Origin of the sequence: Paenibacillus sp. CFBP 13594 (genome assembly GCF_014842675.1) — a bacterium.
GTDB lineage: Bacteria > Bacillota > Bacilli > Paenibacillales > Paenibacillaceae > Paenibacillus > Paenibacillus amylolyticus_B.
Window position 1 is genome coordinate 831,983 of record NZ_JACYVQ010000001.1, and the last position, 26,012, is coordinate 857,994.

Here is a 26,012-nt window from a genome sequence, read left to right on the forward strand (position 1 = left end):
CCAACGCTCCTTTCCCTTAAACTAACCTTTCAATCGCAGCGAGATGATCTCGAATGGTGTGAAGGACAAAACTACGTCGGCTTGATCCTGAAGCTCCAGCGATGAAATGTTATTCTCCATGAGATCCACTTCCCAGACTTCTTCAGCATTCCAACCGATTGACAGTTTCGTTTTGACCCGGGTTCCCGAGGTCTCATACAGACGGACGATAATGTCATTGCTGTCCTCGGCTTTTTTGATGGACTCCACCATGATGTGCGGATGATCCGGCTGCAGGAATGCTTTCGTGTAAGGCAGCTTTTCCTCTTCTACATCCATTGAAGGTGCAGACAAGGAACTCAGGCGCAGCGGAATATTGAGCTCATTGCCTCTTCGATAAATTTCAGCCTGAACATGGTTCCCCTGATGCGGATATAACGAATAGGTGAATTGGTGCTCTGCACGATCCGCCACCGGATCCGGGTAGGAACTGCTGCGCAGCAAATGAAGGTCAAGTACATTGTTAATGGCTCGATGTCCGTATTTGCAATCGTTGAGTAAGGCGACTCCGTAATCCGGTTCTGATATATCCACCCATTGGTGAGCGCAAATCTCATCCTTGGCAAAGTCCCACATCGTATTGCGGTGAGTCGGCCTGCTCAGGCTGCCAAACTGGATTTCACAGTGAACCTGATCGGTACGAATCTGCACCGGGAACGAAGTGCGTAACATTTTACCGTATTCCTGCCAATCCACGACCGTTTCAAAATCAATACGCCGACTGCCCTCAGTTAAAATAACGGTTTGGGTTAGAGACGACTCGCCGTAGCTGTAATCAAAAACCAACCCAACTCTTGGACCATCCCGAAACTCATGGATACCATTCAGAATTAATGGCATCCCCACTTGCGCTGAATAATCATGGCGGAAATCCCAGGCATCGCCTTCGTCATGATATACACGAAGATCGTTCCCCCGCTGTCCTTGCAGGATGATTTCCCGGGACTCCAGTTTATCCAGGATCGAGGTAATGCCGCCATTGGGGTCAAATTTCACGATGAGAATGTCATTCTCCATACTGTACTCCTTGGCTGTGTCACGGAAATCTGTTTCCAGCGCAGCAACATCCGTTTCAATACCAGTTGCGGTCTCCCCCATGACCTCCTGATCTTCATGATCAGATACCACGGTGTAGCCCATGGATGGAACCTGCACCTTATGCCATCGTCCGTGGAGGTGCAGCCACTCCTGACGTTCCCACGGTAGTGAGTTGAATACCACAGTTGAATTGGAGCTTTCCTCTTGGGAAGAGATATAATCTGTAATATAGCTGTAGGTTTCGGTGATCATGCCTTCCGTCTGCTGGAGCAATGCTTCATACCGTATTAACGACTCATCATATACTCGCTTAATCGAAGATCCGGGGAGGATATCATGGAACTGGTACAGAAGCACTTCCTTCCAGATCGTCTCCAATGCTTCGGCCGGATAAGACTTGCCCATGCGGGCAGCCAGTACAGCAGCAAATTCCAGCTCGCGCAGAGCTTTCTCCATCTTGCGGTTATACCACTTGCTCCGTGCCTGACTGGTCAGGGTTCCTTGGTGCTTTTCGAGATACAACTCCCCACGCCAGGTCTGGAATCGCTCTCTTTCTTCATTCAATCGTTCAAAAAATTTCCAGGAAGGTTCCTGCACAACAGGCGCCAGACCGAGCAGGTTCTTCTCCCGCTCCAACCGTTCCAAATGCTCTTCTCCCGGCCCGCCGCCGCCGTCTCCAATGCCAAAGAGCATCAATGCGTGGCTGGAAACATTTTTGTCCAGATACTCCCGCTCTGCTTTGGCAATGGAACGTGGGGCGGCCGGACTGTTGTACGTATCCTCAGGTGGCATATGTGTTAACACCGAGGAACCGTCGATCCCTTCCCACAGAAAGGAATGGTGAGGATGGCGGTTGTACTCACTCCAGGAGAGCTTCTGGGTCATCATGTAATCTACACCGGATTTCTTCAACAACTGCGGCAAGCTTGCGGAGTATCCAAATACATCTGGCATCCACAGCGACTTCATCTCCATTCCAAATTCCTGTTGGAAATAACGTTTGCCGTACAGAATCTGGCGTACAAGAGATTCGCCACCCGGCACATTGGTATCCGATTCCACCCACATGGCCCCTTGCGGTTCCCATCTGCCTTCCTGCACCCGTTCCTTGATCTGGTCATACAGCTTGGGATAGTGCTGCTTCATCCAATCGTATAGCTGAGGCTGACTCGCTCCGAATACATAATCGGGATAACGCTCCATCATGCGAAGCACCGTGGAGAATGTTCTTGCGCCCTTTCGGATCGTCTCACGGATCGGCCATAACCAGGCCAAATCAATATGAGCATGCCCAACCGCACTTATGTTCAGCACAGGATCGCCGCCACGACGTGATAATTGTTCGTTCAATAATAGCTTGGCGCGATGTATGCGGTCAGGCGTTAATTCCGTCAATACTATGGAGGCGTCATACAGGGATTGAAGAATCCTTTCTCTGCGAGCCGTGTTGACAGGAAGGTGTTCCGCCGTCTCTAGAAGCACTTCGGTGTCGTAATACAAGCTTCGTATATCTTCACGACAATGTGCCAAAATCGCTTCTTTTACCGTACCGCCTTGGTATTTGCCAAATAAGTCGTTATTGCCAGCATCAGCCCATAGTTCGAATGCCCCGTCTGTCACTGTTATCGACGCATGGTCCAGTTCAACCACTCTTTTCCCGGGCAGACCCAATGTGAATTCAAACTCCGAGTTGATGGTTGTCAAACCCTGTACAGGTGTTCCTTCCTGATCTACCAGACAGAGTTCTCCGTTCACGTCCAGCAGGAGAACAGCCTTGGCGTCACTACCGGACGGTGGAATGCTCCCTGTAAAACAAAACCAGGCACAATCCCATAACTTCCCCCAACGCTCGCCCTGTGAAAGGGTGATTTTCTGACCTGACATTCTTTCCTCGAACGAAACGGGCTCCGGGGTAACCCATGCTGTCACATTCAACTTGGCAATCGGCTCATATATGGCTTCACGGAGTTTGGACAGCATTTGATTCAAATGTCCGAGTCTAATCGGTTCATATGGCATAATTGTTTTGTTCTCTCCTCTCGTTCATCAAGCTTTTGCATTCTCACGATCCCACCTTACTTGAATCTCCACCTTGTTCTTGCTGCCATGCTCATATTTCAGCAGTACGGTTTTCGATTTTGAATCCCATTTCCATTCGGCAGGTACAGTCTGTTGTTGATCTATACTGCAAACGGATATGGGTTCAAATGGGCAATAGAATCTGGCGGTGGCCTGCATGTTGGTCGGACCCTTGGCTATACATTGAAAACCTGTATTCGTTATCGTCAGATCTTCAATTCTGGAAGAGGCAGAGATCAGGCTCACCTTGTCTTGCTGTGGCCTTCCGGCCGTAATGTCGTATAACAGTGCTTGCTCACCAGGAGCCAACCTTACTTCTTGCCGAACATGCAGGTCAGGATCGAACAAGTCCACCACCGGACCTGGGATAACCAGTGGTTCTTCGGATATGGACTCTTCCAGGACAGAGGCTATGATGTAGGGCCCACGTTTAATTTTAAAATAATGCTTGGCTTCCCAACGGAAGTTGGAATCCTGTAGTCTCTCCCATGTTTCTTTCACAGTCTGGCGAAGTTGATCTGCACTCGCTTTACTTGACGTACATGCAGCCGGATGTACAGGAAGCCAATGCACCGCCCCTTTGCCCACAGGATGAATCCCTTCCTGTTCTACCTTAAGCCCTAACTGTTCAAACAAGTGCTCGCGTGGTGAGGTATATATGGTATTCGTGCTTTCCCTGCGCTGGTCATCATTCCACCATGCCCGGATGTTGTGATACGGGTCGCTGTCGTCTCCCAAATAGATCAACGCACCACCGTCCTGTACCCATTGGGCCAGTGCATAATGGATATCGGAGTGCTCCGGCTTCATGTACTCATAACTCAACAGCAGGACACGATATGGAGCCAGGTAATGCGGATACCGCCTCACATTATCGAGCTGGACAGGCCTCACAGGTATTCCGTGTTTAAGCAATGGCAGAGCAAGACCATAGAATGGAGAGAAATCCAGCAGCTCAGTGTCGCCATCCTCTTGAAAACCTTTTGGATCTGTGCCGTCATACTTTCCTGCATTCGGTGCTTCCGGCTCAGGCTTCATGCGCTGAAACATCGCTGAGTCGGCAATCAATACACCAACTTGAATAGATTCACCTTCTGTTTCGATATTGTCTTGATCCATATTTCCAAGTGTGTGCATCACATGCAGCAATGTCGTTGCATAATCAGGTGGGATCTGTACTTTATGTGCACCGTCATCAGACGGATAAGTTCCTTTGAAGATTCTTCGCGGCCAAGGTGCAACCTCGTAATGGGAAACTCCCGGATGGAGAAGTGAAGCAGCAACCGTCTTCAGGTAATTCTGTTTATAATCGGCCCATGTATAATTCGGATTGTCCTCGATAGGGTCATGCAGAAACCACATTCGTCTGTCTGTACCCCGCACAAGCTCTTGCATGACACCATATTCGAGGTAAGCGGTTTCAAAAGTGCGTTCTTTGCGCACCCCTTCATACACGTTCGGTGTTCGTGATGTCCCGGTCCAGATTTGTGCAATATATCCATCTACGGAGGGGAGCTCTATCAATCGAGACTGCGGGCTAACAATTCGCCACTGCGTATAATTGATCAGGCTGTGGGTCGGAACGTAGAATCGCAAGATGCGATTGTAACGTTTCAGAGCGTAATCTTTCATCTCGGTACACAATCGGTCTAACACACGTGTGTATAAATACGCTTTCAATTTGGAAGCCCGAAACTGTGCATCGGGTGAGGAGTGAGGCGGACTCCAGGGTTCTTTGTAATACAACTGCCATTCTCTCTTAAACGATTCCGAGTACCCCCCGTTTACCCAGAATTCAGGTTCCTCCAGATGGATCGCCTCCACGCCAGAATCAACAGCTGCACGTATGCGTTCAGCGATATATTTACCAAAGGAAACCGTTGGAACCATGTAAGGAATAATAGGTTCCTTCCCATGGACAATCATCTCGCCATCGCGATCCATCTGGGCTTCATCCCAGTGCGTTTCCCCGTCTACTTCCCCGTCCAGATAGTCGTTATAGGTCCCCCATGCTACTCCTGTCATTAAATGAACCACGTACCCTTTATCCTTCCATTCCTGAATACGTTGCGGCATCGTATCGTCCATTCCATAGACCATGACAAAATCCGTTTGCAGATCATAATCAGGATGATAGGGTGCTGATTCCTGGAATCCGGTTCGTTCTTCTTTCCGATCTCTAACCACAGCTATGACCTCCCTGCCCCTGTTGGATTGGTCTTTCGTTGTAAATATTCACCATTTTACAAAATATAATATACATTAAGAATATATTCAATATGTTTTTTAAGAAAAAAATAAAAAAGCCCTTTCCGTACATCTACGGAAAAGACTTAAATTTAAGCATTGATATGATGATTAGGGACAGCTTCCAGTCGTTTGACGAACGACAAGTTCAGGTTCAATCAGAATTTTGCTGAAACCTGTAATCTCGCGGCTATTCCGAATGACTTCGAGAAGCTGGTTGCCTGCGCGGATTCCCATCTCTCTCTCAAATTGTTTTACATGCGTAAAAATACTGAATTCCTCCACGATGGAAGTGGGGTCATCAAAGCTTACAATCGATACATCTTCGGGAATGCGAAGACCGGCTTGCTTGGCCATTTGATAGATCTGAACCCCCAGCCTGCCATTCAGCGATATATAAGCAGTCACCATCTTGTTGCTGATATATCGGTACAATGGATGGGCTTCTGCATCCTTCAGAACAGACAGTGGTTTGAAATCTGTAATCATATGTGCAGGGTTAATCAATGCTTCTTTATCCTTCAGTGCTTCAATATAACCATCAATTCGCTCCTGGACCGTGACGGTTTGCAATGGAGAATCCGAGCAGATCGCTATATCACGATGTCCAAGCTCCCATAGATGTTCAACGGCCAGCCTCACGCCCAACCTTCCATCAGCCGCAATGTAATGGGTTTCGACGCCAGGCAAATATCGGTCAATCAGCAAAAAAGGGAAGCCGGATAACTTCATGCCGAGAATCTCCTCGTTATAGTTACCTTCATCCACAGGAAAGATTAACAACCCCTCAGTTCCAAGTGCCTTTAACTCCCTGATCGCATTCTTTTCTTTCTCAATGTTGCCATGTGTCAGCATGATCATGCTGCGATAGCCTTCCTGATTGAGTGACTGCTCGATCCCTTCGATGAGTCGAATCGCAAAGTAGTCGTGAATCGTAGGCATGATCACCCCAATCATTCTTGTACTCGATCTGCCTCCTTTTACTGCCGGAAATTCAGAAAATGAGGTGTCTGCTTCATCTGTGCCTTCCGCGACAAAGCTTCCTTTCCCCGGGACGCGTGCAATCAATTTCTCGTTAGCCAAGCCTGTCAGGGCATTCACAACTGTAATTTTGCTAACGTTAAATCGATCCATGAGTTCCTTCTCTGTCGGTATTCGATCACCCGGCTTCATATTTTCGGAAGCAATGAATTTGCGGATGTAGTCTTGAATTTGTTGGTACAACGGTATTCTATCATTCGTACTCATGATAATCACATCACCAATTCATTCATTATATTTTTATATATAAAATATATTTTTACACATATAAGTACAATAAACAACCGTATAATGCCTGTCAATCCTTCATTCCTTGACTCACCTTCTTTATTACAGCGATTCCCTATTGCTCTGCTCCGGGATGCCGAAGGCAAAATTTTGGCTTTTGCAACACTAGCACCAGGTTATGACCACAACAGATTGATCTCTATTGATTTAAGGAGACATTTAAACGAAACACCTAATGGTACGATGGATGTCTTATTTGTAAATCTAATGGAGTGGGCAAAAGAATAAGGATACTCCTATTTCAATCTGGGAATGTCTCCATTATCCCGGGTAGGTGAAAATTCAAATGCTCATCGCGAAGAGAAATTCATCCGTCTTGTATTTCAATATGTATCCTTTCGTCACGGGGGTATTGATTGCTCTTGCATTCCGGAACAGAATGGTCCATTTTCAAACATTAATTGCATTATGTAACTGTTTTCCAAGCATTCACGTTTTAACAAGCTACCTAATGTTAAGAGGTGGTCATGTCTTTAACCGTACTATACATTTAATTATTGCAATCATTTCTATACTCATTATTATTTCAACAATACTAGTCAAGCAGCACGTGGTTGCAGATATATGATGTGTTTACTTGATTTGAGTTCTTGCTTGAGAGTGTAAAAAAACTAGGTTGCGAACTGGCACCGGTACTCTAGCCATTGGAAAAGAGTCTACAACCTGGAAATTCGGCAGCGCCTTTGGCGTCGCGATCGTCGGAACCGTGAAAACCCCAAGCTTCACTGGGCATTTGCCAACAGGTCTTCAGCACGCAAGTGCTCGCCGAAGCAGTTGCTGCGGCTACCACCTGCCAACACATGATCTCTTAAAGGACCTATAGGTGTAGGGACTGTGCTGGCTAGCTGCTTCAGCGGTGCATTTCTTAGTTGTATCTACTCATTATTCAGGTTTTTGTCTAATCGGAAATGGGAACAAGTTCGTGTCCATTTCGGCAAAGGAACCAAGTTCTTGTCCCGCGACATCCTCGAATCTTCTTTCGATGAAATGGTGAAAAATCGCCCCGTAAAGGGGCGGTTTTCTTAGGCTTGCATAAATGCTTCTAACGGTTCCAGAATCGCGAACGTCTTCTTTGCATCCTTCTTCCGTTGCTCGTCATAGAGTTTAGTCAACTCTTCGAATGATTTAGCTTTAATCTTCGTATAACTCGATTTGGTGTATCTGATAATGTACGTCTTTACCCCTTCCTCTTCACTCCACTCGTAAACGACATCATATTTGTCCCTCAAATTCTTTAAATGAAGTGACCGGCGCAACACTGCAAAGTGTTCTTCAATGGCTTCATCGCATTCCTCCATAATCTTCTCGTATGTGCAGCCAACTCGCATCAGAATCTCTGATGCCCGTTCATCGCCGTATCTCGCGAGAAATTCCTTCAACGAAACCAGCGCATATAGTAATATTTGTTCCTTGTCATTCGGATTCCTGTATTCATAACAGCCTACAACCAAATTGCGGTCGGTCATCTCCTCCTTACTGAATTGCATGTTAAACAAATACTCGAGTGTCTTTTGCTTCATAACGGTTTCCAACATCTGTTCTTTATCAATCCTTATGCCCGTTGTCACCCACGGAAATGATAGTTGGCCGTTACCTTCACGCGGTATGCTACCCCTAAGATTCAAAATCGGCATACCCGTAGCGATTGCGTACGACCTGTTATATCCTTCGCCCGCGAATATTTCCTGTTCTTCTAGCATGTGTTCTGCCTCCTTATAATACCAAGTTCCATTCGGCGACTATTGCATATCCATAAAACTACCACTTTATTGTGCTGGTCCTTATTAGTTCATCAGCGCTTTTCATTAACCCACGAAGATATTTCATTGGTCAGCTGCTTCCTTGTTTTTTATTGAACTATCGTTCCCCGTTTGCTTAATACACTTTACCCTAATACAACTAAACACTCCTTTGAAGCTTGACATCAAATTCTATCGTTGACGCAGTTACATACTCCATATAATTCACAGATCCGTTAAAGTTCAAATAAGCTTCATAACGCATGCGGATTCCAGGTAAAGTAACCAAATCCAGAACACTTTCCTTTGGTACCCACCTACATTCGCTCGTTTCATTAGAAGTCGCTAACTCTCCACCCACAGCTTTACACACAAAATCAAACATGACCTTCGTAGGCACATCAGTCACACCGTCATACCACTTATGGATTGCTGTATTCGAAACAACACTAATCAAATGGCTAACCGTGGCAACTATTCCACTTTCCTCTTTGATTTCACGAATGACGCCATCAATTAGGTTTTCTCCTACTTCAGTTATCCCACCAGGATACACCCAACCATCGTCATGAGCTTTTACTAAAAGGATATTTCCAGTTCCATCTTCTACAATTCCGCCTGCAGATACAATATGTGTCGGGAACGCCATTTTACAACCTCCAAATAAGATAAAGTTGTATATTTATTCCGCACAATTCCTACATTTTCCTGCCTTTGTGAATTTCTAAAAGATACTGCCGGCATGATTGAAACAACCTGCCCGTTGGCTTAATGAGGCATCATCACTCTAATATAATTTCTTCGTTCTCTACCGTCCCTAAAGGTATATAAAAAGGATCGTCAGCATTTCTGCAACGATCCCTATTATCATCCACTAGTTGTAAACCGCAGTTGATCTATTTGGTAATGGCGGAGATATTACATAATTAGTAAAAGCATGACCTGAATGTCCACCCCATTTCAATCATATTCTTCTCCATTTTGAATTGAGGGTACCTCAGCCTCATCCCAATCAATATTAAAAGGAATTTGTGATGCATGAAAGTACAATAATTCAACGGTTAATGCATTCAACGTCGATACCAATAAATATATACTAATCCCACCACGTTAAGATAATGAATCACAACGGAATCGGAGGTGTAAATGACATGAATCAAAATGTTACTTTAATAGGCAAGACAATAAAACTCTTACCCCTAGAATCTAAACATAAAGAAGATTTACTTGAAACACTAATGAATCCAAACATATGGGAATTTACTTGGAGAAAAAATGCAACATATGATGATATTAAGCATTTAATCGAACAAGCCATAGAAAACCAGCTTCATGGCACCCAACTCCCTTTCGTCATCGTCGAACTCATGTCGGAAAAAATTATTGGAACCACAAGAATCGGAGATATTGATATGATCAATCAAAATGCGGAAATCGGCTGGACATGGCTAACACCGACTTACTGGCGTACAGGTGTAAATACGGAATGCAAGTTTTTACTGTTAAATTATTGCTTCGAACAATTAGCGCTAGTTCGCGTGCAATTTTCCATCAGCGGCAATAACATAAGGTCACAGCGAGCGATAGAACGGATTGGGGCAACTAAAGAGGGCATTTTTAGGAAGCATAGGCGGGATACTCAAGGTAGATTTCATGACAATGTTTTTTATAGCATTACGGATAACGACTGGCCGGAGGTAAAAAGCACTCTTGAACATATGATCCATATAAAATACTCCCCAAAAAACACAAGATAGATGTTTGTACAAAAGAAAGTAAAAGAAGCACCCTGATATTTTCCTAGCCAAATGCCATTGGATAGCTCAATAAAAGCCCATCGTAACAAGGGCCTTTATTGAGCTAACCTGCCCGTTACTTGAACAAAAGCAGCCGATCACGTTGACCTGGCTTTCTTTGTATTATTGAGCCATAGTTTCTTCGTTAGTTCAATGAGTTTTAATAATTTTTTGCCAGTTAGGAGGCAAGTCATAATTCCTAATGTGCTTATACTCAAGAACTACTACTGATCCGGAGTTATCTATACTAAACCTCATCGAGTCGAGTCCAACATCCAAATGAGGTCCTACATACGGAATAGTTTTAACCTGAACAACAATATGTGAAGAATGATATTTAACGTCTACATCAGTTCCATCCAAAAAAGGCGTAAACGTAGGTGTTACAGTGGATTTATTTTTGTAGTAGTGGTTAATCTGTTCCTGTATTTTTGGAGCTAACAAAGTAAGTACAAGCCGTTTCAATGGTTCATCGTTTGGCTTTGCACAAATGGGCTGGATTACCATCAAGAAAATGATGGCTGTTAGCAATGATCCTATAAATCTTTTCATTTCTGAAACCCTCATCCCCAGATTTTTAAGGGTAGTTTTCACTAAATGAAGATAATTTATTAAGCTAACCTGCCCTTTAGTTGAACAAAAGCAGCCGATGACATTGATCAGCTGCTTTGTTGGTTTTATGAGCTATCGTTTCCCGTTAATTTAGTGAATTATTACATAAGCCTGCCTCCACAAGCTTCTCGTCCAGTCTTGCCTTTTGGCGCAAATGATGCCTGCTGTGCATGCCAATCATCTCAAACCAATCACGCGCGTTAAGCCAGCCAAACCAGCCATGACGCACCTTGCAAGCCTGATTCGTTCCGCGAACGTGTTCCTCCCAGTATCTCATTTTTTTTAACACCTGCTCTAGACCGGCTATGATCTCTTCCTTACTATTGGGGTTACGGGTCCTGTTGACTGGTTCCTCAAGTTTAACACGGACATCGGGCCACACTTTTTCGATAAACGCCTTCGTTCCTACTTCAGTCTTGCCTCCATGTTTTTCTTGAGTCTCCATCGTACAAGTTTGAATATGATCGATATACTCTTCTGCCACATCGATCACGTGAATATACATTTGTCCAATCGACCAAACGTCTTCCTGAAATTTATATCGCAACTGGTCTATCGTATATCCAGCCAGGTTTCGCTTATATTGCTCGATAATAGCCACGGAATCATTTTTTAACATAAGGTTTTCACCCCATCACATAATAGTCGTTAAAGCACCTGCGCTATCTCCCAAATATGCCCGTCAGGGTCGGCAAAACAAGCCGTTCGCCGCCCCCAAGGACGCGTTATTGGCCCATTTAACAATGTAACGCCCCGTATTTCCAACTCGTTGCATACCCGATCAACGTCGGGCACTTGGATTGTAAACAGGAACCTTGCACCATCCTCGACACGACCAAACTGAGCCGGATCAATCAATTCTCGTGCATTTGATTGATTTAAGAGGTTTATGCATGTATTACCGTAATCAAATACTGCACAGTTTTCGTCTTCGTATTGGATTAATAGTTGAAATGACTCTTGGTAAAACGTCTTCGACCGCTGCAGATCTTCCACAAATAATGTGATTTCGGTAATTTTATTCCCCCAGCCAGTTATCCCCATCTACATCCGCTCCTATCATTTATTAGAAAACTCTCGAATCATTCCGGTCGTTTGCTTGTTCGTTCCTTCTACTCTACATCCAGTAACTCAATTTCGCTTGGTTGGAACTTTCTGTATGCAATATGTGTTTCGACGTTCTTATTCAACTAACCTGCCCGTTAGTATAATGAATCGAGGAGCAAGATACCGATTAGATATACGCCTAATCGGCAATGGGACTATGTTCTTGTCCCTCGACACGTTCCGTCGCAAGATATAAGCACCGTTCACAGGTAGTTTTAAGCCATTGGTATAAGCAGGAGCTTATAGCTTGCGAAATCATCGTTTGATCCTATGATGTCGACCGGCAGCCCCATCTCCCTTCATTTGGTGCTCATTCCTCTATCTTGTAAGGGATTTTTGGTGGCTTCAAGCATAGTTTACAGCAGAATGAGGCCTTGGATCATGCTCCACATGTACTGTCTTAAAAATGTCTATGTATTTCCTTAAAAACTACCTGTTGATAGTGGAACCTCCTTTTTCCGGGAAACTGCCTTTACTTTACTGTACATACACTTACACGAGTCTATGATAGGTTTAGGCAAGCATTTGGCACGAATGTTATATTGTTTGTGTTGTCATTTAGTACATAATAAAGATGCACGATTGATTCTATTCAGCCATGAATGTGAGCGTTTATTAGCTTCCCAAAGTAGTGTGAAGCATTCACCAGTAAGATACAATTAGACGAGATAAAGCAAGGTCATGTATGGTAATTACACAACACAAATTCTGAGGAGTAATTTTACACTATGATCAATCGATTCATCAGCTTATTTTCCATTCCTTCGTATGCGCTACTCTTTATGTGTATGGCATTACAGGGAATGGGCATTTCACTCAGTACCCCCTTTTTATCTATTTATTTCACGGAACAGCTTGGCGTATCTATTGGAATGTTTGGTCTTTATCTAGCCGTTACACTAATTGCAGGAATATGGATTAGTACGCTAATCGGGAGACGTTCTGATCTCGGCTTGAATCGGAAGAGCGTTTATCTTTTCTCTACTCTCTCTAATGTTCTGGCCTTTAGTGGATACTTGTTTATTCAAGATTTTCCGATTTTGTTCATTTACATGACTGTGTTTACTGCCCTTGGTGCACCAGGAATGCCCCAGTTGTTCGCTATTTCTAGAGAAGCAGTGATAAAGAGTCATTTTACGGAGCGTGCGTTTGCTAATTCTACCTTGCGTTCTGCTTTCTCTCTCGGCTTTATTACAGGTCCTTTAATCGGCACTTTATTACTCGCTGCAATTGGATTTAAGGGGATTTTTTTGGGAACGATCGGAGCTTTCCTACTCGTTGCTCTGCTTGTTTTCCTGTTTCTCCAATCAAACACAGAAATGAAGAACAATAATGCTGAAGCGAATATAAAAAGTTTCCGACTGACTCAAAACCGGAATATTTTAATTCCTTTTCTCATTCTGACACTCATGTATACGGCTCATTGGATGAGCAGCATAAACACGGCTCTCTTTATTACAAACAATCTTGGGGGTACGACAAGTCATGTCGGTTTAATCAGCAGTATATGTGCTGCGTTGGAAATTCCCTTTATGATTATACTCGGTCTACTTAGTGCAAAGTATAGTAACCGAATCTTGGTGTTTTGCGGGGCTATTTTTGGAGGAGCTTATTATTTCGTTATACTTATCTCGAACGAGATGTGGCAAATGCTTGCAGCACAAATTTTGCTCGCTGTTTTTGTCGCCGTCATTTCTGCGATTGGAATTAGCTACATTCAGGACCTGCTGCCTAGTATGCCGGGATATGCTTCCACACTCTATTCGAATTCATCCACAATCGGTAGACTGCTTGGTAGTCTTGTTGGTGGTGGAGTAGCCAGCATTGTAGGTTACCGATATTCATTTATCTTCTGCTTTATACTTATCATCATTGCTGTAATTATGCTTGTGGTAAGTGGACGACAGCCTTCAGATGAACCGCAAATTTCAACCTAACTACGTCGATTCAACGGGGTAGTTTAGATTTTTAAGCTTTTTCTACGTATAGGTAATTAACATTGGGCACGGCATTATGCTTGAAGCACTCCCTAAAAAAGAAACCGACCTTGGACCTGCAGAAAACAGGATCAAGGTCGGTTTCTACAATTATAGTTGCAAGAAAATTTTATATAGAACCTGAGCAGCTTCTGCTCTGATTGTCGTTCCGTCAGGACTCAAGGTTACATTGCTTCGCCCGTTTATGAAACCCATTTTAACCATTGCAGCCATATCATCAACTGCGTACTTTGCTACGTTTGCTGCATCTGTAAATCTCTTGAGATCCTCAGCTGTATGGGTCTGCTCAGTTTTCCCCACTGCCCGCAAAGCCCGCATGGTCAGCACAGCCAAATCTTGTCTAGCAATTTCCGTTTCCGGATAGAAGCTGCCGTTCGTGCCCAGGGCGATCCCGAGTGCTTTGGCGATTCCGATTTCCTCATAATAGAGGTCTGTTTGCTTCATATCACCGAAGGTGGTGTTGAACTCTGCTTTGAGATCCAGTGTCCTTACCAACCAAGCTAGATACTCACCTCTTGTGACCTTTTGGCCAGGACTAAAGCTTGTTGCTGATGTCCCGTCGATGAATCCTTTGGACGCCATTGTTTCAATCGCTGGTGCGTACCACGAATCCTTGATGACATCATTGAAGTACTTCTTCGTATAAACAATTGCATATTCACCTGTGTTGGCGGCTGTAAAAACCATGGCTTGCAGAGCACTATCGTATTGGCCATTCAGTAGCTGAACAAACGTACTGTTTGCAGCCATATACGAAACTGTAAGATATTTGGAATTGACCAATTCTTCAACATCAGGAGTATAAGGCAGTCTGATTTCAGCCGGTGCATTCAAGACTACCATTTCTTCTCCATCTAATTGGACAGCGAATGCAATAACAGGTCTGCTGGCTGTTGCGGATTTTACTTCTGAATGTAGCTTTGCCGTATCTAGCCAGCTCAGTGTCAGTTCCACACTTTTGGCACCTGATACATATTTCAGCAAATTAGAAGGTACTGTAGCGGTTCCAAATTCCGTATTAATCTCGATTTTGATGTTGGCATGCGCTGCGGTAAGTGCAGCTGCTGGAAGCTCAACCGCATAGGAATTGGCTCCCTCTGCTTTCGGAATGTCCACCATGATTGTTTTAATATTACTGCTATTCGCCTTTACATGCTCAAGAGCCTTATTAAGGTCTTCCTGACGGATGGGTGCTCCTTTAGCTTTACCGGTTTTGGTATCCGTCTTTGGTGCCACAATCTTAATCCAATTCCCTTCGACTTTGATGTTTTCAGGAGCCGGTGAAGGCGTGGTCACTGAGACAGGTGCATCCGTTGACGGCGGTGTTTCCGTAGGCTTCGGATTGATGACTGGATTGCTGATAACGACAGTAAGGGATTGGCTCGCATAATGAGTTGCCGTTTCTTTATATCTTACTTCGTAGATTCCGTTACCAAGACCTGTAATCTCTGTGCCTGTGATCGCATTCCAGCTGCCAGCGTCCACTCCTACTTGCCGATATTCCATTACAGGACTTACACCAGTGATGTTACCATCCTTGGCCCCAGCTGCACTGACATTTACAGCCTTGACTTCTGCACTGGACGGCGGACTTTGCTCCTGCTTGGTTCCGTCAGGCACAACGATCAGGATAGCAAGACTTGGATTGCTCATATCCGTTCCGGCGTACCGGAGCTCGTAGCTACCGGCCTCAAGGCCTTCAATGCTGGTTCCACTAACCGGCATGTAACCACCTTGATCCGCCTTTCGGTACTCCATATCGGCAGTCACATTTTCAATTCTGCCATCATTCCCGCCTGCCGCTGTAGGCGGTGTAATGACGAGTCCTTCCGCTGTTGGTGCCTCTCTGTCTGCCTTGGCTTCATTGCGAATGTCCACGGTTACCGGCGGACTTGCCTTTAGGCTGTCTGTGGCTGCATACCGAATCTGATAACCGCCAGGCTCCAGATTGTTGATACTTGAACCTGTAACAGGCGTGTAGTCCTCTTCGCCCAGCTTCCGGTATTCCATCGTATCATTCAAGCCCTCAATTATACCTTTTATGTCGGTATCCGAATTGGCGTGTGAGATCACCCACCCACTCGCATCGGGTGCAGCCTGCTCCTGTGTCTGCCCTTCCGGAATAACGACTTCCTTATCCAGGCTGGCGCTCAGCGAACCAGTCTTCATATACCGGACATAATATTTACCGGCGGTGAGACCTGTGACCTCAATATCTGCAATTGCAATATATTCTTCTTCGCCTTCCTTCTTATACTCCATTTCTGTTGTCACACCGATCAATTTGCCGTCATCTCCTTCAGGAATGGACGGTGCCACACCGGCCGGTGTTACTGGAGCCTCACGATCAGGACTGGATATGGCCTGGTGAACTTCCCATTCCCATAGGCCTACACCGTTATCGCCTGCCCGCGATTGTTTGGTCAGGGTAACCCGTAGTGCCTTTACCTCCAGCATTGGATCAAACGTGTACGGATTTGAAGATTCTGCTGGAGAATGTTCAACCACTTTGATTCCCTCCGTAACCGTTCCCGCTGTTACCCATTCATCAATTGCGCTATCCGCCGGGATGTAGGAATATACAATCTGGGTAGGCGGTTTGATTCCGCCGCCATCTGACCACAGCACCAGATTCGAACTTTGGATAGATGCACCCTGCGGCCATTCATATTGCACCCACTCCTCTGCGCCTTCATGGCCCCAGGTCCCCCAATGCGCAATGTTGTTGCCATCTTTCTTTCCGTCGTTTACTGCAGCCAGACTCTCCCAAGGAGAGGTATAGCTGGAAGAAGCATTTGCGAGGAAGGCCATATTGCCGTCTCTCGGACTGAGCAGACGCAAATCCATCAGCAGCTTCTGAAGCGCCAGAGTAACTTCTTCGTCTGTAGCATTCGTATTCTTGATCACAGCAGATGATTCTGTCTTCGCCGCTTCTATTGGCGCAAGACCTGGATCTGCAAGGTTCGAAGCATTTAATGTATTTACATAGTTATAGACCTTGATCAGTTCTGTCTTATCTACCGCTCCGGTATAGCCGTATACCTTCCATTCCAGAATACCGCTGCCATTAACGGAAGGCTTCATGTCCATACGGACACCTGTAATATAGGCGGGCTCAAAGGTCGTTGTATTGTATTTATTAAGTTCATTGCCCAATCCCTTTATGTCCCGCGGGGTGTACCATTTCCCATTTTCGTCGCGAAGCATAAGCTGCATATCTTTCGGACGGAAGTTCCCGCCGTTGTCTTGAAATACATATACATCTGTGGAAGAGGCCAGGAATGGCTGCTCCCATTCATACGTCACCCATGCCGGATCTCCTTCTCTCCCCCAGTTATGCCATGCACTGTTGGGGGCACCGCGGTTCGGCGAGAAATCTGCCGAGCTTTTAGGGTCAATACCATTATTCATCGCTTCGGGATATCCGTCGCCACCAGAGAAGCTAGCGGAGGCCTTTGCTGTCAGCGCTGCATTTTGCAGCTCAGAATTCACGACATGTACGGTAGCCCAAACCTCCAAAGCACTGCCATCGACGTTTCCTCTGGCTTCGAATTGGCCTGCACTAGCATAGCTGCTTGGATCAATGACATCCCAAGTGATTTCCTGCTCTAAATACCCGTCCTCTGTTAAAATATAAATTTGTCTAGGAAGTTCTGGTACTATATCCTTCTTGGTCACTACGCTGAGTGCCCGATAAACGTCAACGGTATCTTCCTTGATCTCTACCGTTACATCCTTACTGGCCTTCTTGTCTCCGTCTGTAGCACTGAAGGTAAACACGTAGGTGCCTGCCGTGCTTATACGCGCATAGGCTGCTGTTTTGTCTCCATCTACAAATGAAATGTCTGCTGAACCTTCGGGCTTTTGCTTAATGGCCCATGAGTACTTCAACTGGGGTTCTTCTGCCTCACTATGCACAGGGTCAGGAATGGCTTCCCCGGACAATACCACGATACTGTTATTGGCAACATCCTGAACAGCAGTCACTTGGCCGATTGCTGGAGGTTGTTTATCCGGCGGTGAAGCCAGTTCGAAGATTATCTGGCTGGAGCCAGTCAGTTGTCCATCACTTGCGCTAAGCTTAACTGTATATGAGCCTGCTTTGGTACCTGTAGCCTGTGTAATGCTTGCTTTCGGATGAGTAAAGGTTAGCTTGGAGCCTTGTGGGGCGCTGACCACTTCCCATTGATAAGACAGAGTCCCTTCCGGCGCGCCATCATCGGTTACAATCCCATTCAGCATCAATGGAATCAACGCCTGTGGATGCTGTGTCGCCAGCTCTACAGTAATTTGCGGAGCTTCATTTTCACCGCCGGCTAACTTTTCAATGATCAATTCACCACGCTGCATGCTTCCCATCTGAAACATGGCAACGCCTTCATTGTTCTGAACATAGAACTGTCCGGCAGCTGCACCATTCAGCTTCATGGTATAGTAGCCATTCTCCATCCCCACTCCATCGAACAAAATCCGTGAAGTATGCTCTTTCCCTGAGGGATTCAGGAGATGGAGAGTATAACCCTTACCATCTTTTTGAATTTGCGCGCTTTCCACTTTATCGCTTTCTAGCTCTAAATAGATTTTCTCGTTGATCAGATTGATCCGTTTGCCGAAACCGTCTTTCGGCGTAATGTTGTAGCTGTTTCCTTCGTCAGTGACCAGCGCTCCATAACCGAACAGCCCGAATATCGGATCTGTAACAATATCAGAGCTGATGCTGAGAAGGGAACCATAGAGGCCTTCTTCCGATTCGCCCGAAAAATCATTCCAGCCGTTACTCATGACGCGTGATCCGCCATCGTATACGTCCTTCGTACCCGTTCCTCCCTTATACATCGAATATCTCCACGAGGTGCTGCCAACTGAATTAGCCGAAATCTGTCCCATATTGACGGCATTGAAGTTCGAAATCTTCGCGGCATAATTGCGCTGCTGTGCAATTGCCTTCTGCTCCACCGATCTGCCATCATTCTCATACCTTAGCCAGTCATCCATAATGTAACCTGCTAAAGACGCAGTATATTGGAAATTCCACCAGCCTTCACCGCCGCGGAAAACAGGCACGGAATAATGGAACCAGGTAGGTTGAATCCCCCGCATGGCACGTGTTTTCCAATCGGCCATCTCCATACTTTTCTCAGCTGCATCTGTAAGCGCATCTGCTGGATAGTACGTACGCAGCGCCTTCGCTGCTGCATAAGCCCCTTCTTCGCCAGTATTATCATATTCAAATTCCGAACCGTAAGGATAAGTGGCCCTAGTCATATTCCGTCCCTTGTCGAGGGCGAACTTCTTCTGCAGATTGGTAGACTCGGTCTGCATCCCCTCTTCCTTCAGTGCTTCAATCAGATCCGGGATTTGCTGCTCGCCATAGAATCCGATGGCCCCGGTGGAAACGCGCTTATAGTAGATGTTATAAGCTTTCTCCAGATAAAACTGAGGCGATTCCCGGTACTCGATCAGATTAGGATAAGCCTTTTGAATCCGGTACATGTTGAAAAATCCGGTAGCTTCCATGATTTCGGAGAATGTACGTGTATAAGGTTTATCTTTGTCGGTGTATGCTCCAGAGTCTTTCAGCCAGTTCGCAACGATGTAGCTATCCTGCGTATTCTTCATGTATCGTTCCCACATGAAGTCGATCAGGTATGTCTCGATAGAGCGAATTTCATCGGGGTTGGGGGCCAGATAGTTTTTCATGGTCATGAAGTTGATGTTGTCATGGCTCCAGTCATCCCCCCAATGGCTTGTATTTAGATCGATGCCGCTTGTAAGATACCAGTCGAAATAGTTACCGTAAGTCGGACTTTCCGGATTTTTATCCTGTGTTTGCTGGACCATGAATTCGGAATGGGCATCCGAGATTGCATCCAGTTCGGCTAGAACATTGAATTCAAATTGAGTGAATTGATCCACCCATTCGTTGCCGTTCTTTAGCTTATATTCGATACGCACGCTGTTATTGCCGATCGAATCAAACTGAAGTGAATAGATATGATGCTGTTCGCCATTTACGATCTTGGTCTCCACAAACTCAACCGACTCGTTGTAGCCAGGGTTCCCGTCAGGCAGTCCACGTCCGGCCCGCGAGTTGTCAACCATTTCCTTTCTGCTCTTCCCTGGCTTGATATCCGGAATATGTGCTTCGTCAAACGGATCATTCTCTGCCACATTTTGAATATCGATGGACTGTACATCAACGATACTGTCGTCGTAGTGCAAGTCTAGCTTGACAGGCATATTGATCGCTGTCTGGAAGCCCGGCACCGCTAAGGCATCAATCATGCCTGATTTATATAGGATGGATCGGAGATTGGCTTCACGGTCTTCCATCGAAGTCGAACTGTTATTTGGGCTTTGGGCGCTTTCCTGCGGCGTATTGTCACCTCCACGGACTGCTGAGAATTTGAACTTATATGTCTTGGACTCATCCGGTCCTAGGACGAGGCTGGAAGCATCAGTAAAGTATCCGCGTCCCGTTTTTTGGATTTCTTTGGAGTGAATATAAAGCACGTTTAGCCCCGGATACCAGCCACCACTGTCCCCTGTCCAGTTTTTAAAGGTGTCTGCAGCACGTCGCTCTCCTGCTTCATGCATCCAATAATCCACATACTCGATTCGAGCGCCGCTCTCCGGAACAGGAGTAAAGAGCATGAAATTCCCCTCACCACTGGTGCGAATGGCATAAGAATACCCGCTGTCAGCACCTGCGAAATTATGCACCGTCACACGGTCATCATAGGTATCGGATAAGGTCTGATATTTGTTATTCCAAGGCATCGGCAAGCCGATATCCCCAAATTCGATATACTGATTGCTCTTGTTCTTCAGCGTAATTTCCCAAAGCAGTGAACCGTCATCGGTCTCCATATCAAAAACGGATTTCACATCAAAGCCCTTCATTACCCGCTGGTCTGTAGAATTCAGCTTCTGTCCAATAAAGTTGACTTCTACCTTCTTGCCGTCTGCTGATGCGGTCTTGTTCATATAGGGGTTATCCGGATTAATGGTCGAAACTTGTGTAGATCCCCCCGCAGCCAATGTTTTATTGGTATCAACTTCTACAAAGCCGTCCCTGTTATCAGGGAATTGTCCATTGGCACCCGTACGGTAAGAGAAGATCATTTCACCCATCCACTGGTGCTGTGTACCATTCTGCGGTGATGTAGTGTTAGGCAGGACGAAATTGATTGGCTTCCCCTGTTTATTGGTAGGATTGTTGTTGATATAGAGCTCCTCAATCTGACCTAAGTCGCCGACTTTGGCCGACAAGCTGGCATTGGAGATTCCGGTCTTTACTGCAGCCGTCGCGGCCCCAGGCAAAGCGCTAACCTGCAGCGGCAGACTTGAAAATGCCAGGAGCAGCGCGATCATAAGCGGCTTCCACTTCTTCGAAATCATTGTCATTATAACCTCCTGTATATATGTGATCATATCCATTAGGGGTTTAATTCTCTTAAACCGGTAAATATAGGTTCTTCTATGAAATACCTTTGACCGATCCATCGAAAATGACGTTCATTCTTTGTCTAAAGTAGACTTCCTTGTTCGAAGCAGAGGCATTAAAAACAGGAATGTGAACCTTGGGACATCCATTTTATTTCGTCATAGCGCCACTACAAAAGGTAGAATAGAATTTCGTAAGCGCTTTATTTTCTATCTTACTTGCTGTATCATAAAAATAAATGCTCGATGACAACATGAATTTTAAATATTTCAACCTGTTCGGAGGTGCCGGATTGGACTCGCCCATCCTTCATTTCATCACCCCGCCCATTCCCTATTTTATTGATTGCGGACGTGCTCGTTACGAAGCCGGTGAATATCACATTAGCCGCAGTGACATCGGTGTCTTTGATCTAATTGTTGTTACACGCGGTTCGCTCGCCATTAGCGAGAACGGAAATGAGTGGCTTCTGAACCAAGGAGAGGCCCTGATCCTTAAGCCGGATGGACATCATTACGGCAGCGCAGCCTGTAAAACGGAAACGGAAATGACCTGGATTCATTTTCAAACCTTTGGCAGCTGGAGAGAGTCTGCCAACATGGACGAATGCCTCGCCAATCAAGCTGATCTAATCGAAACACATAAGGTGAGCGCATATCTGAACCACTGTGATGTCTGTTCCATCTTCATTCCCAAACATTTGCACATTGCAATCAAAGATATGGAACTGCTGGAGCATTTCTCTCAGCTTGATCAGGAGCCTCAGTCCATGCGCAATTGGAAACGACAGGCGACCTTCCAGCAATTTATGCAGCATCTGGATCTTGGGCTGTCTTCAATGTCCGACGTTGCCGCAATCCGGATTGCCGAGAAAGTTGAACTCTACATCCGCCACAATTACCCGCTACCGATCTCCAATCCGATGCTGCAAAAGGAACTCAACTACCATCCAAACTATCTCGCACGCAGCATGCTGAAAGTGTATGGCATGACACCTATGGAATATCTGCTGCATTACAGAATCGAACAGGCCAAAAAGCTGCTGCTGCAAACCGCCTGGTCCGTTGCTCGCATCGCCGAAGAGATTGGCTTCAATCATGTATCCTACTTCTCTTCCTGTTTCTCGAAAAAAGAGGGCATCTCTCCTTCCAACTTCCGCAGCAAGTTTACCAACTCAGATAAATAAACTGCAGCAGCACTAGTAGACTTCTTCTTATTCGCTTTCGCGAATCCAAACGCTCATTTCTCCTTCATCCCGATTGGCCCAAGTGAAGTAAGGAATGAACCGAAGCTCGACAGGCTGTGTATCCCAGTGGACATTACTGCGATACAGATGTATTCCCCAGTCTTCTTGGGATACGATTCGCTGCCCGATGGTTGTAAGTGCCGGAACCCCCAGAGGCATCCGTTCCCCGCTACCGATATGAAACTCGGCATCCCGGGGCAGCTGAATGCGATGCAATCCGTGGCCATTGTCGACTTCTTCGAGACAGTACATAAATGGTCCTCGCTGGATGGCTACTTTTCCGAAAGTGGCTTTGATGTGATCATGCCCTTTCATCCGAAGCAACTCCGTAGGGAAGTGAAGTTTAATCTCATCACCGGCTTCCCACGAACGGGTCACCTTAATGTAACCGTATTCATAAGTAAACCCATCCTGTTTGCTCTTCTCCCCATTAATCCACAGCTCGGGAATCTTGCACCAATCCGGCTTTCTCAAAGCTATCGTAAACTTCATTCCCTCTGGGGAATCGGGCCGAACGATCAGCTTCACATCTCCAGTGGAAGTATAGTCAGAGTCCATGGTTAGGGCTGCTCTCCTGCCCTGAAGTGTGAATTCCCCTTCCCCTCCGATGTACAATTGCACATACAACGTAGCCTGTTCCACAGCCGGGGTATATACATATTGATCCAATGAAGCAATTAATCGCGCAATGTTCGGCGGACAGCAGGCACAACCAAACCACCCTTGCCGGCGTGTTCGTACGTGGGCATAATTAGGATTCACACGTTGAATCTTCGGATCGACTTCAAGCGGATTCACATAGAAGAAACGTTGACCATCCAGAGACATTCCACTAATCACCGTGTTGTACAGGGCTCGCTCCATAACGTCTGCGTACCGGCTATCCTGCTCCATCTGCAGCATGCGCTTCGCCCAAAAGATCAGGCCAATCGAGGCACAGGTCTCTGCGTAGGCGGTATCTCCCGGCAGATCATAATCGCCTGTAAATGCTTCTTCTTTGGCTGATGAACCAATGCTTCCCGTAATGTACATTCGCTTGCTTACGATGTTGCTCCACAACCGTTCACAGGCTTCTTTCAGCGGTGTATCCTCCGTCTTCGCAGCTACATCTGCCATAGCCGCGCACATGTAAACCAGTCGAACCGCATGGCCTTCTGCTGTCGACTGCTCCCTAATGGGCAGATGGGACTGGGAGTACGTATGACGGTGAACCATGTCCAACTCGCCAAAATGTATGGTGCGGCCCCTTTGCTCCCATTCTTCTTCAAAAAAATGCGGACTCGCTCCCCGCTGATCCAGAAAATAACGGCTCAGTTCCAGATATTTCTCTTCCTTTGTCGTCTCATACAATTTGAAGAGTGCAAGTTCAATCTCCTGATGCCCATCATAACCTGGCAATTGTCCCGGCTCTGTACCAAACACGGTGCCTATATGATCCGCCAGGCGAATAACCACATCCAGCAGCTTGCGTTTGCCCGAGGCATGATAGTACGCCACACCAGCCTCAATCATATGTCCTGCACAATAAAGTTCATGACACTCGGCGAGGTTCGTCCAGCGCGCCCCAGGTTCACGCAGGGTGAAGTACGTGTTTAAATAACCATCGGCTTGCTGTGCCCGAGCTATGGTCTCAATAACAGAATCCACGAGGACTTCCAGTTCCGGGTCGGGCTTCGCGGAGAGCAGGTACGAAGCTGCTTCAATCCATTTCGCAACATCGCTATCCTGAAAAACCATGCCATAATGAACGCCCTCTTCATCCCCTGCAGCAATGCGAAAATTCCGAATGGCCCGGCTTGGTTCAGCTCCTTCGATACGGTCATTGAGCGCCTCCCATTGATAAGGGACAACTACGTTGCGGACCAGTTCAATATAATGTGACCAAAATGGGTCATTGATTTTATGGCTATAACCTGATGTCTGCGTATGGTAAGGGACCTCTGGCTTTGTCATGGGAACCTCTCCTTGTTCTTTTTTGATAACCTTATTTTACAAATCATTACATCAGGCTGAAATCATCATTTCCAACTGAAATTTACATAATTACAACCTTGTAAATATGCTAACCTTATAACAAATCAAAAACTTACCCCTTACAGTTCCTCTCGCTGTAAGTGATTCAAAGCCCGTTCTTTAGATGCACATCTAAAGAATAATCGGACAATGTTCTTGTCCATTCTGGCAATCGATAGAAGTTCTTCACCTTGGCATGGACTAAAACTCGTACCGATCACATAAAAAAAACGCCGATCCTATTGATCAGCGCCTTTTTTTATTGATATGATTTTCCGGGATAACTGAATCCATCAACCAACCTTGTTGGACACTCGTTCACTTTACAGAACGTGCAAGTGCTGCAACAGAGCCGCGGAAATCAGGTCTGCCGTCTGCCGTCCACAAAAGCTCCGTCACAAATGTATGGCGATTCGGATCGTACAGCGGATCTCCTATAATATTCTTGTACGTTCTTGCGTGGAACACAAATAGCGTCTTTTCGTCGGCCTCTGACACCGTGAAGGAATTATGACCGGGACCATACATCGAGATGCTCTCATCTGTCGAGAGAACCGCTGTTTGTGACTTGCGCCATGAGGCGGCATCGAGCAAATCCGCATCCGCATCGGCTTCAAGCAGGCCCATGCAATAATTGAAATCGGTGGCGCTAGCCGAGTAAGAGAGGAATACCAGATTACCCTTGCGAAGAAAAGCCGCGCCTTCGTTCACTTTATAACCAATGATCTCCCAGTCATACTCCGGCATCGAGATCATCGTTTGCGGCCCAGTCAACGTCCACGGATTGCTCATTTTAGATATATACAGATTAGAGTTACCTTCAATATTCGGATCCTTTTGTGCCCATACGTAATAACGGATTCCATTATGCTCAAAGGTAGTGGCATCGAGGGCGAAGCTTTCCCACGCGGTACGAACCTGTCCTCTTTCCACCCAACTGCCTTCGAGCGGATTGACATTTTCATTCTCTAGTACGTACATCCGATGGTCGAACAAGCCTTCATTCGTTTCCGTCGTGTGTGCGGCAGCGAAATACACGTACCATTTGTCATCAATAAAATGCAGTTCAGGTGCCCAAATATTGGCACTAAGGATACCCGTCTCACGTTTTCTCCAGATCACAACAGGAGTTGATGTAACAAGCCCCTCAAGGTTCCGGGCTCTACGGATTTCAATCCGGTCATACTCCGGAACGGATGCTACGAAGTAATAATAACCATCCGAATGTCGGTAAATAAAAGGATCAGCTCTCTGCTCAATCAATGGTTGTACGTCGTGTAACACTCTTTTTTGGACTGCCATCTTATCACCTGTTTCATCATA

Annotated in this window: 14 protein-coding genes and 1 pseudogene; 4 read left to right on the forward strand and 11 right to left on the reverse strand. The window is 46.0% G+C overall.

From position 1 onward, the window contains the following. Positions 1–21: 21 nt before the first annotated feature. From IFU39_RS03910 to IFU39_RS03920, 3 genes are all read right to left on the reverse strand, one after another. Positions 22–3,096, reverse strand: coding sequence for an alpha-mannosidase (locus IFU39_RS03910; protein ID WP_192131340.1), 3,075 nt, complete (start codon positions 3,094–3,096; stop codon positions 22–24). A 27-nt stretch (positions 3,097–3,123) separates the two neighbouring features. Then, positions 3,124–5,343 (reverse strand): hypothetical protein, encoded by a 2,220-nt coding sequence (locus tag IFU39_RS03915; protein WP_192131342.1) that lies wholly within the window; start codon positions 5,341–5,343, stop codon positions 3,124–3,126. Positions 5,344–5,514: 171 nt separating this feature from the next. Beyond that, positions 5,515–6,651: a GntR family transcriptional regulator gene (locus IFU39_RS03920; RefSeq protein ID WP_192131345.1), complete on the reverse strand. Its 1,137-nt coding sequence runs from the start codon at positions 6,649–6,651 to the stop codon at positions 5,515–5,517. 117 nt (positions 6,652–6,768) lie between these two features. Between IFU39_RS03920 and IFU39_RS03925 the strand changes: the two are divergent. Continuing rightward, positions 6,769–7,080, forward strand: a pseudogene (locus IFU39_RS03925) (phosphatidylglycerol lysyltransferase domain-containing protein); the annotation flags it as partial. Positions 7,081–7,754: 674 nt separating this feature from the next. Here IFU39_RS03925 and IFU39_RS03930 read toward each other — a convergent pair. Then, a complete protein-coding gene (locus IFU39_RS03930) occupies positions 7,755–8,432 on the reverse strand; it encodes a hypothetical protein (RefSeq protein ID WP_223199714.1) in 678 nt (225 codons plus the stop codon). Positions 8,433–8,631: 199 nt separating this feature from the next. Further along, positions 8,632–9,120 carry an NUDIX hydrolase gene (locus IFU39_RS03935; RefSeq protein WP_105598954.1) on the reverse strand — a complete coding sequence of 163 codons (489 nt, stop codon included), beginning with the start codon at positions 9,118–9,120 and terminating at the stop codon, positions 8,632–8,634. Positions 9,121–9,622: 502 nt separating this feature from the next. Here IFU39_RS03935 and IFU39_RS03940 point away from each other — a divergent pair. Next, complete coding sequence (locus tag IFU39_RS03940; RefSeq protein WP_192131347.1) at positions 9,623–10,228, forward strand: GNAT family N-acetyltransferase; 606 nt, start codon at positions 9,623–9,625, stop codon at positions 10,226–10,228. Positions 10,229–10,417: 189 nt separating this feature from the next. Here the strand turns inward: IFU39_RS03940 and IFU39_RS03945 are convergent, their stop codons facing one another. The 3 genes from IFU39_RS03945 to IFU39_RS03955 all read right to left on the reverse strand — a co-directional run bounded on the left by IFU39_RS03945 (position 10,418) and on the right by IFU39_RS03955 (position 11,923). Next, the gene (locus tag IFU39_RS03945; protein WP_342345623.1) at positions 10,418–10,861 is read right to left on the reverse strand and encodes a DUF3888 domain-containing protein; all 444 of its coding nucleotides are present in this window, start codon (positions 10,859–10,861) and stop codon (positions 10,418–10,420) included. 103 nt (positions 10,862–10,964) lie between these two features. Beyond that, positions 10,965–11,498: a DinB family protein gene (locus tag IFU39_RS03950; protein WP_091020065.1), complete on the reverse strand. Its 534-nt coding sequence runs from the start codon at positions 11,496–11,498 to the stop codon at positions 10,965–10,967. 29 nt (positions 11,499–11,527) lie between these two features. Beyond that, complete coding sequence (locus IFU39_RS03955) at positions 11,528–11,923, reverse strand: VOC family protein (RefSeq protein WP_192131349.1); 396 nt, start codon at positions 11,921–11,923, stop codon at positions 11,528–11,530. Between the two features lie 791 nt (positions 11,924–12,714). On the opposite strand from IFU39_RS03955, the gene IFU39_RS03960 reads away from it, so the two are divergent. After that, entirely contained in the window at positions 12,715–13,923 is a 1,209-nt protein-coding gene (locus tag IFU39_RS03960; protein ID WP_192131351.1) for a sugar efflux transporter, read from the forward strand. A gap of 150 nt (positions 13,924–14,073) precedes the next feature. On the opposite strand, the gene IFU39_RS03965 is transcribed toward IFU39_RS03960, so the two are convergent. Continuing rightward, positions 14,074–21,390, reverse strand: a complete 7,317-nt coding sequence (locus IFU39_RS03965) for a DUF5695 domain-containing protein (protein ID WP_192131353.1) — start codon at positions 21,388–21,390, stop codon at positions 14,074–14,076. A 332-nt stretch (positions 21,391–21,722) separates the two neighbouring features. Between IFU39_RS03965 and IFU39_RS03970 the strand changes: the two genes are divergently transcribed. Then, positions 21,723–22,616 (forward strand): helix-turn-helix transcriptional regulator, encoded by an 894-nt coding sequence (locus IFU39_RS03970; RefSeq protein WP_192131958.1) that lies wholly within the window; start codon positions 21,723–21,725, stop codon positions 22,614–22,616. A 27-nt stretch (positions 22,617–22,643) separates the two neighbouring features. Here the strand turns inward: IFU39_RS03970 and IFU39_RS03975 are convergent, their stop codons facing one another. Both IFU39_RS03975 and IFU39_RS03980 read right to left on the reverse strand, forming a co-directional pair. Beyond that, positions 22,644–24,629: a glycoside hydrolase family 127 protein gene (locus IFU39_RS03975; RefSeq protein ID WP_192131355.1), complete on the reverse strand. Its 1,986-nt coding sequence runs from the start codon at positions 24,627–24,629 to the stop codon at positions 22,644–22,646. 378 nt (positions 24,630–25,007) lie between these two features. After that, positions 25,008–25,991 (reverse strand): family 43 glycosylhydrolase, encoded by a 984-nt coding sequence (locus tag IFU39_RS03980; RefSeq protein ID WP_091020076.1) that lies wholly within the window; start codon positions 25,989–25,991, stop codon positions 25,008–25,010. Positions 25,992–26,012 lie beyond the last annotated feature (21 nt).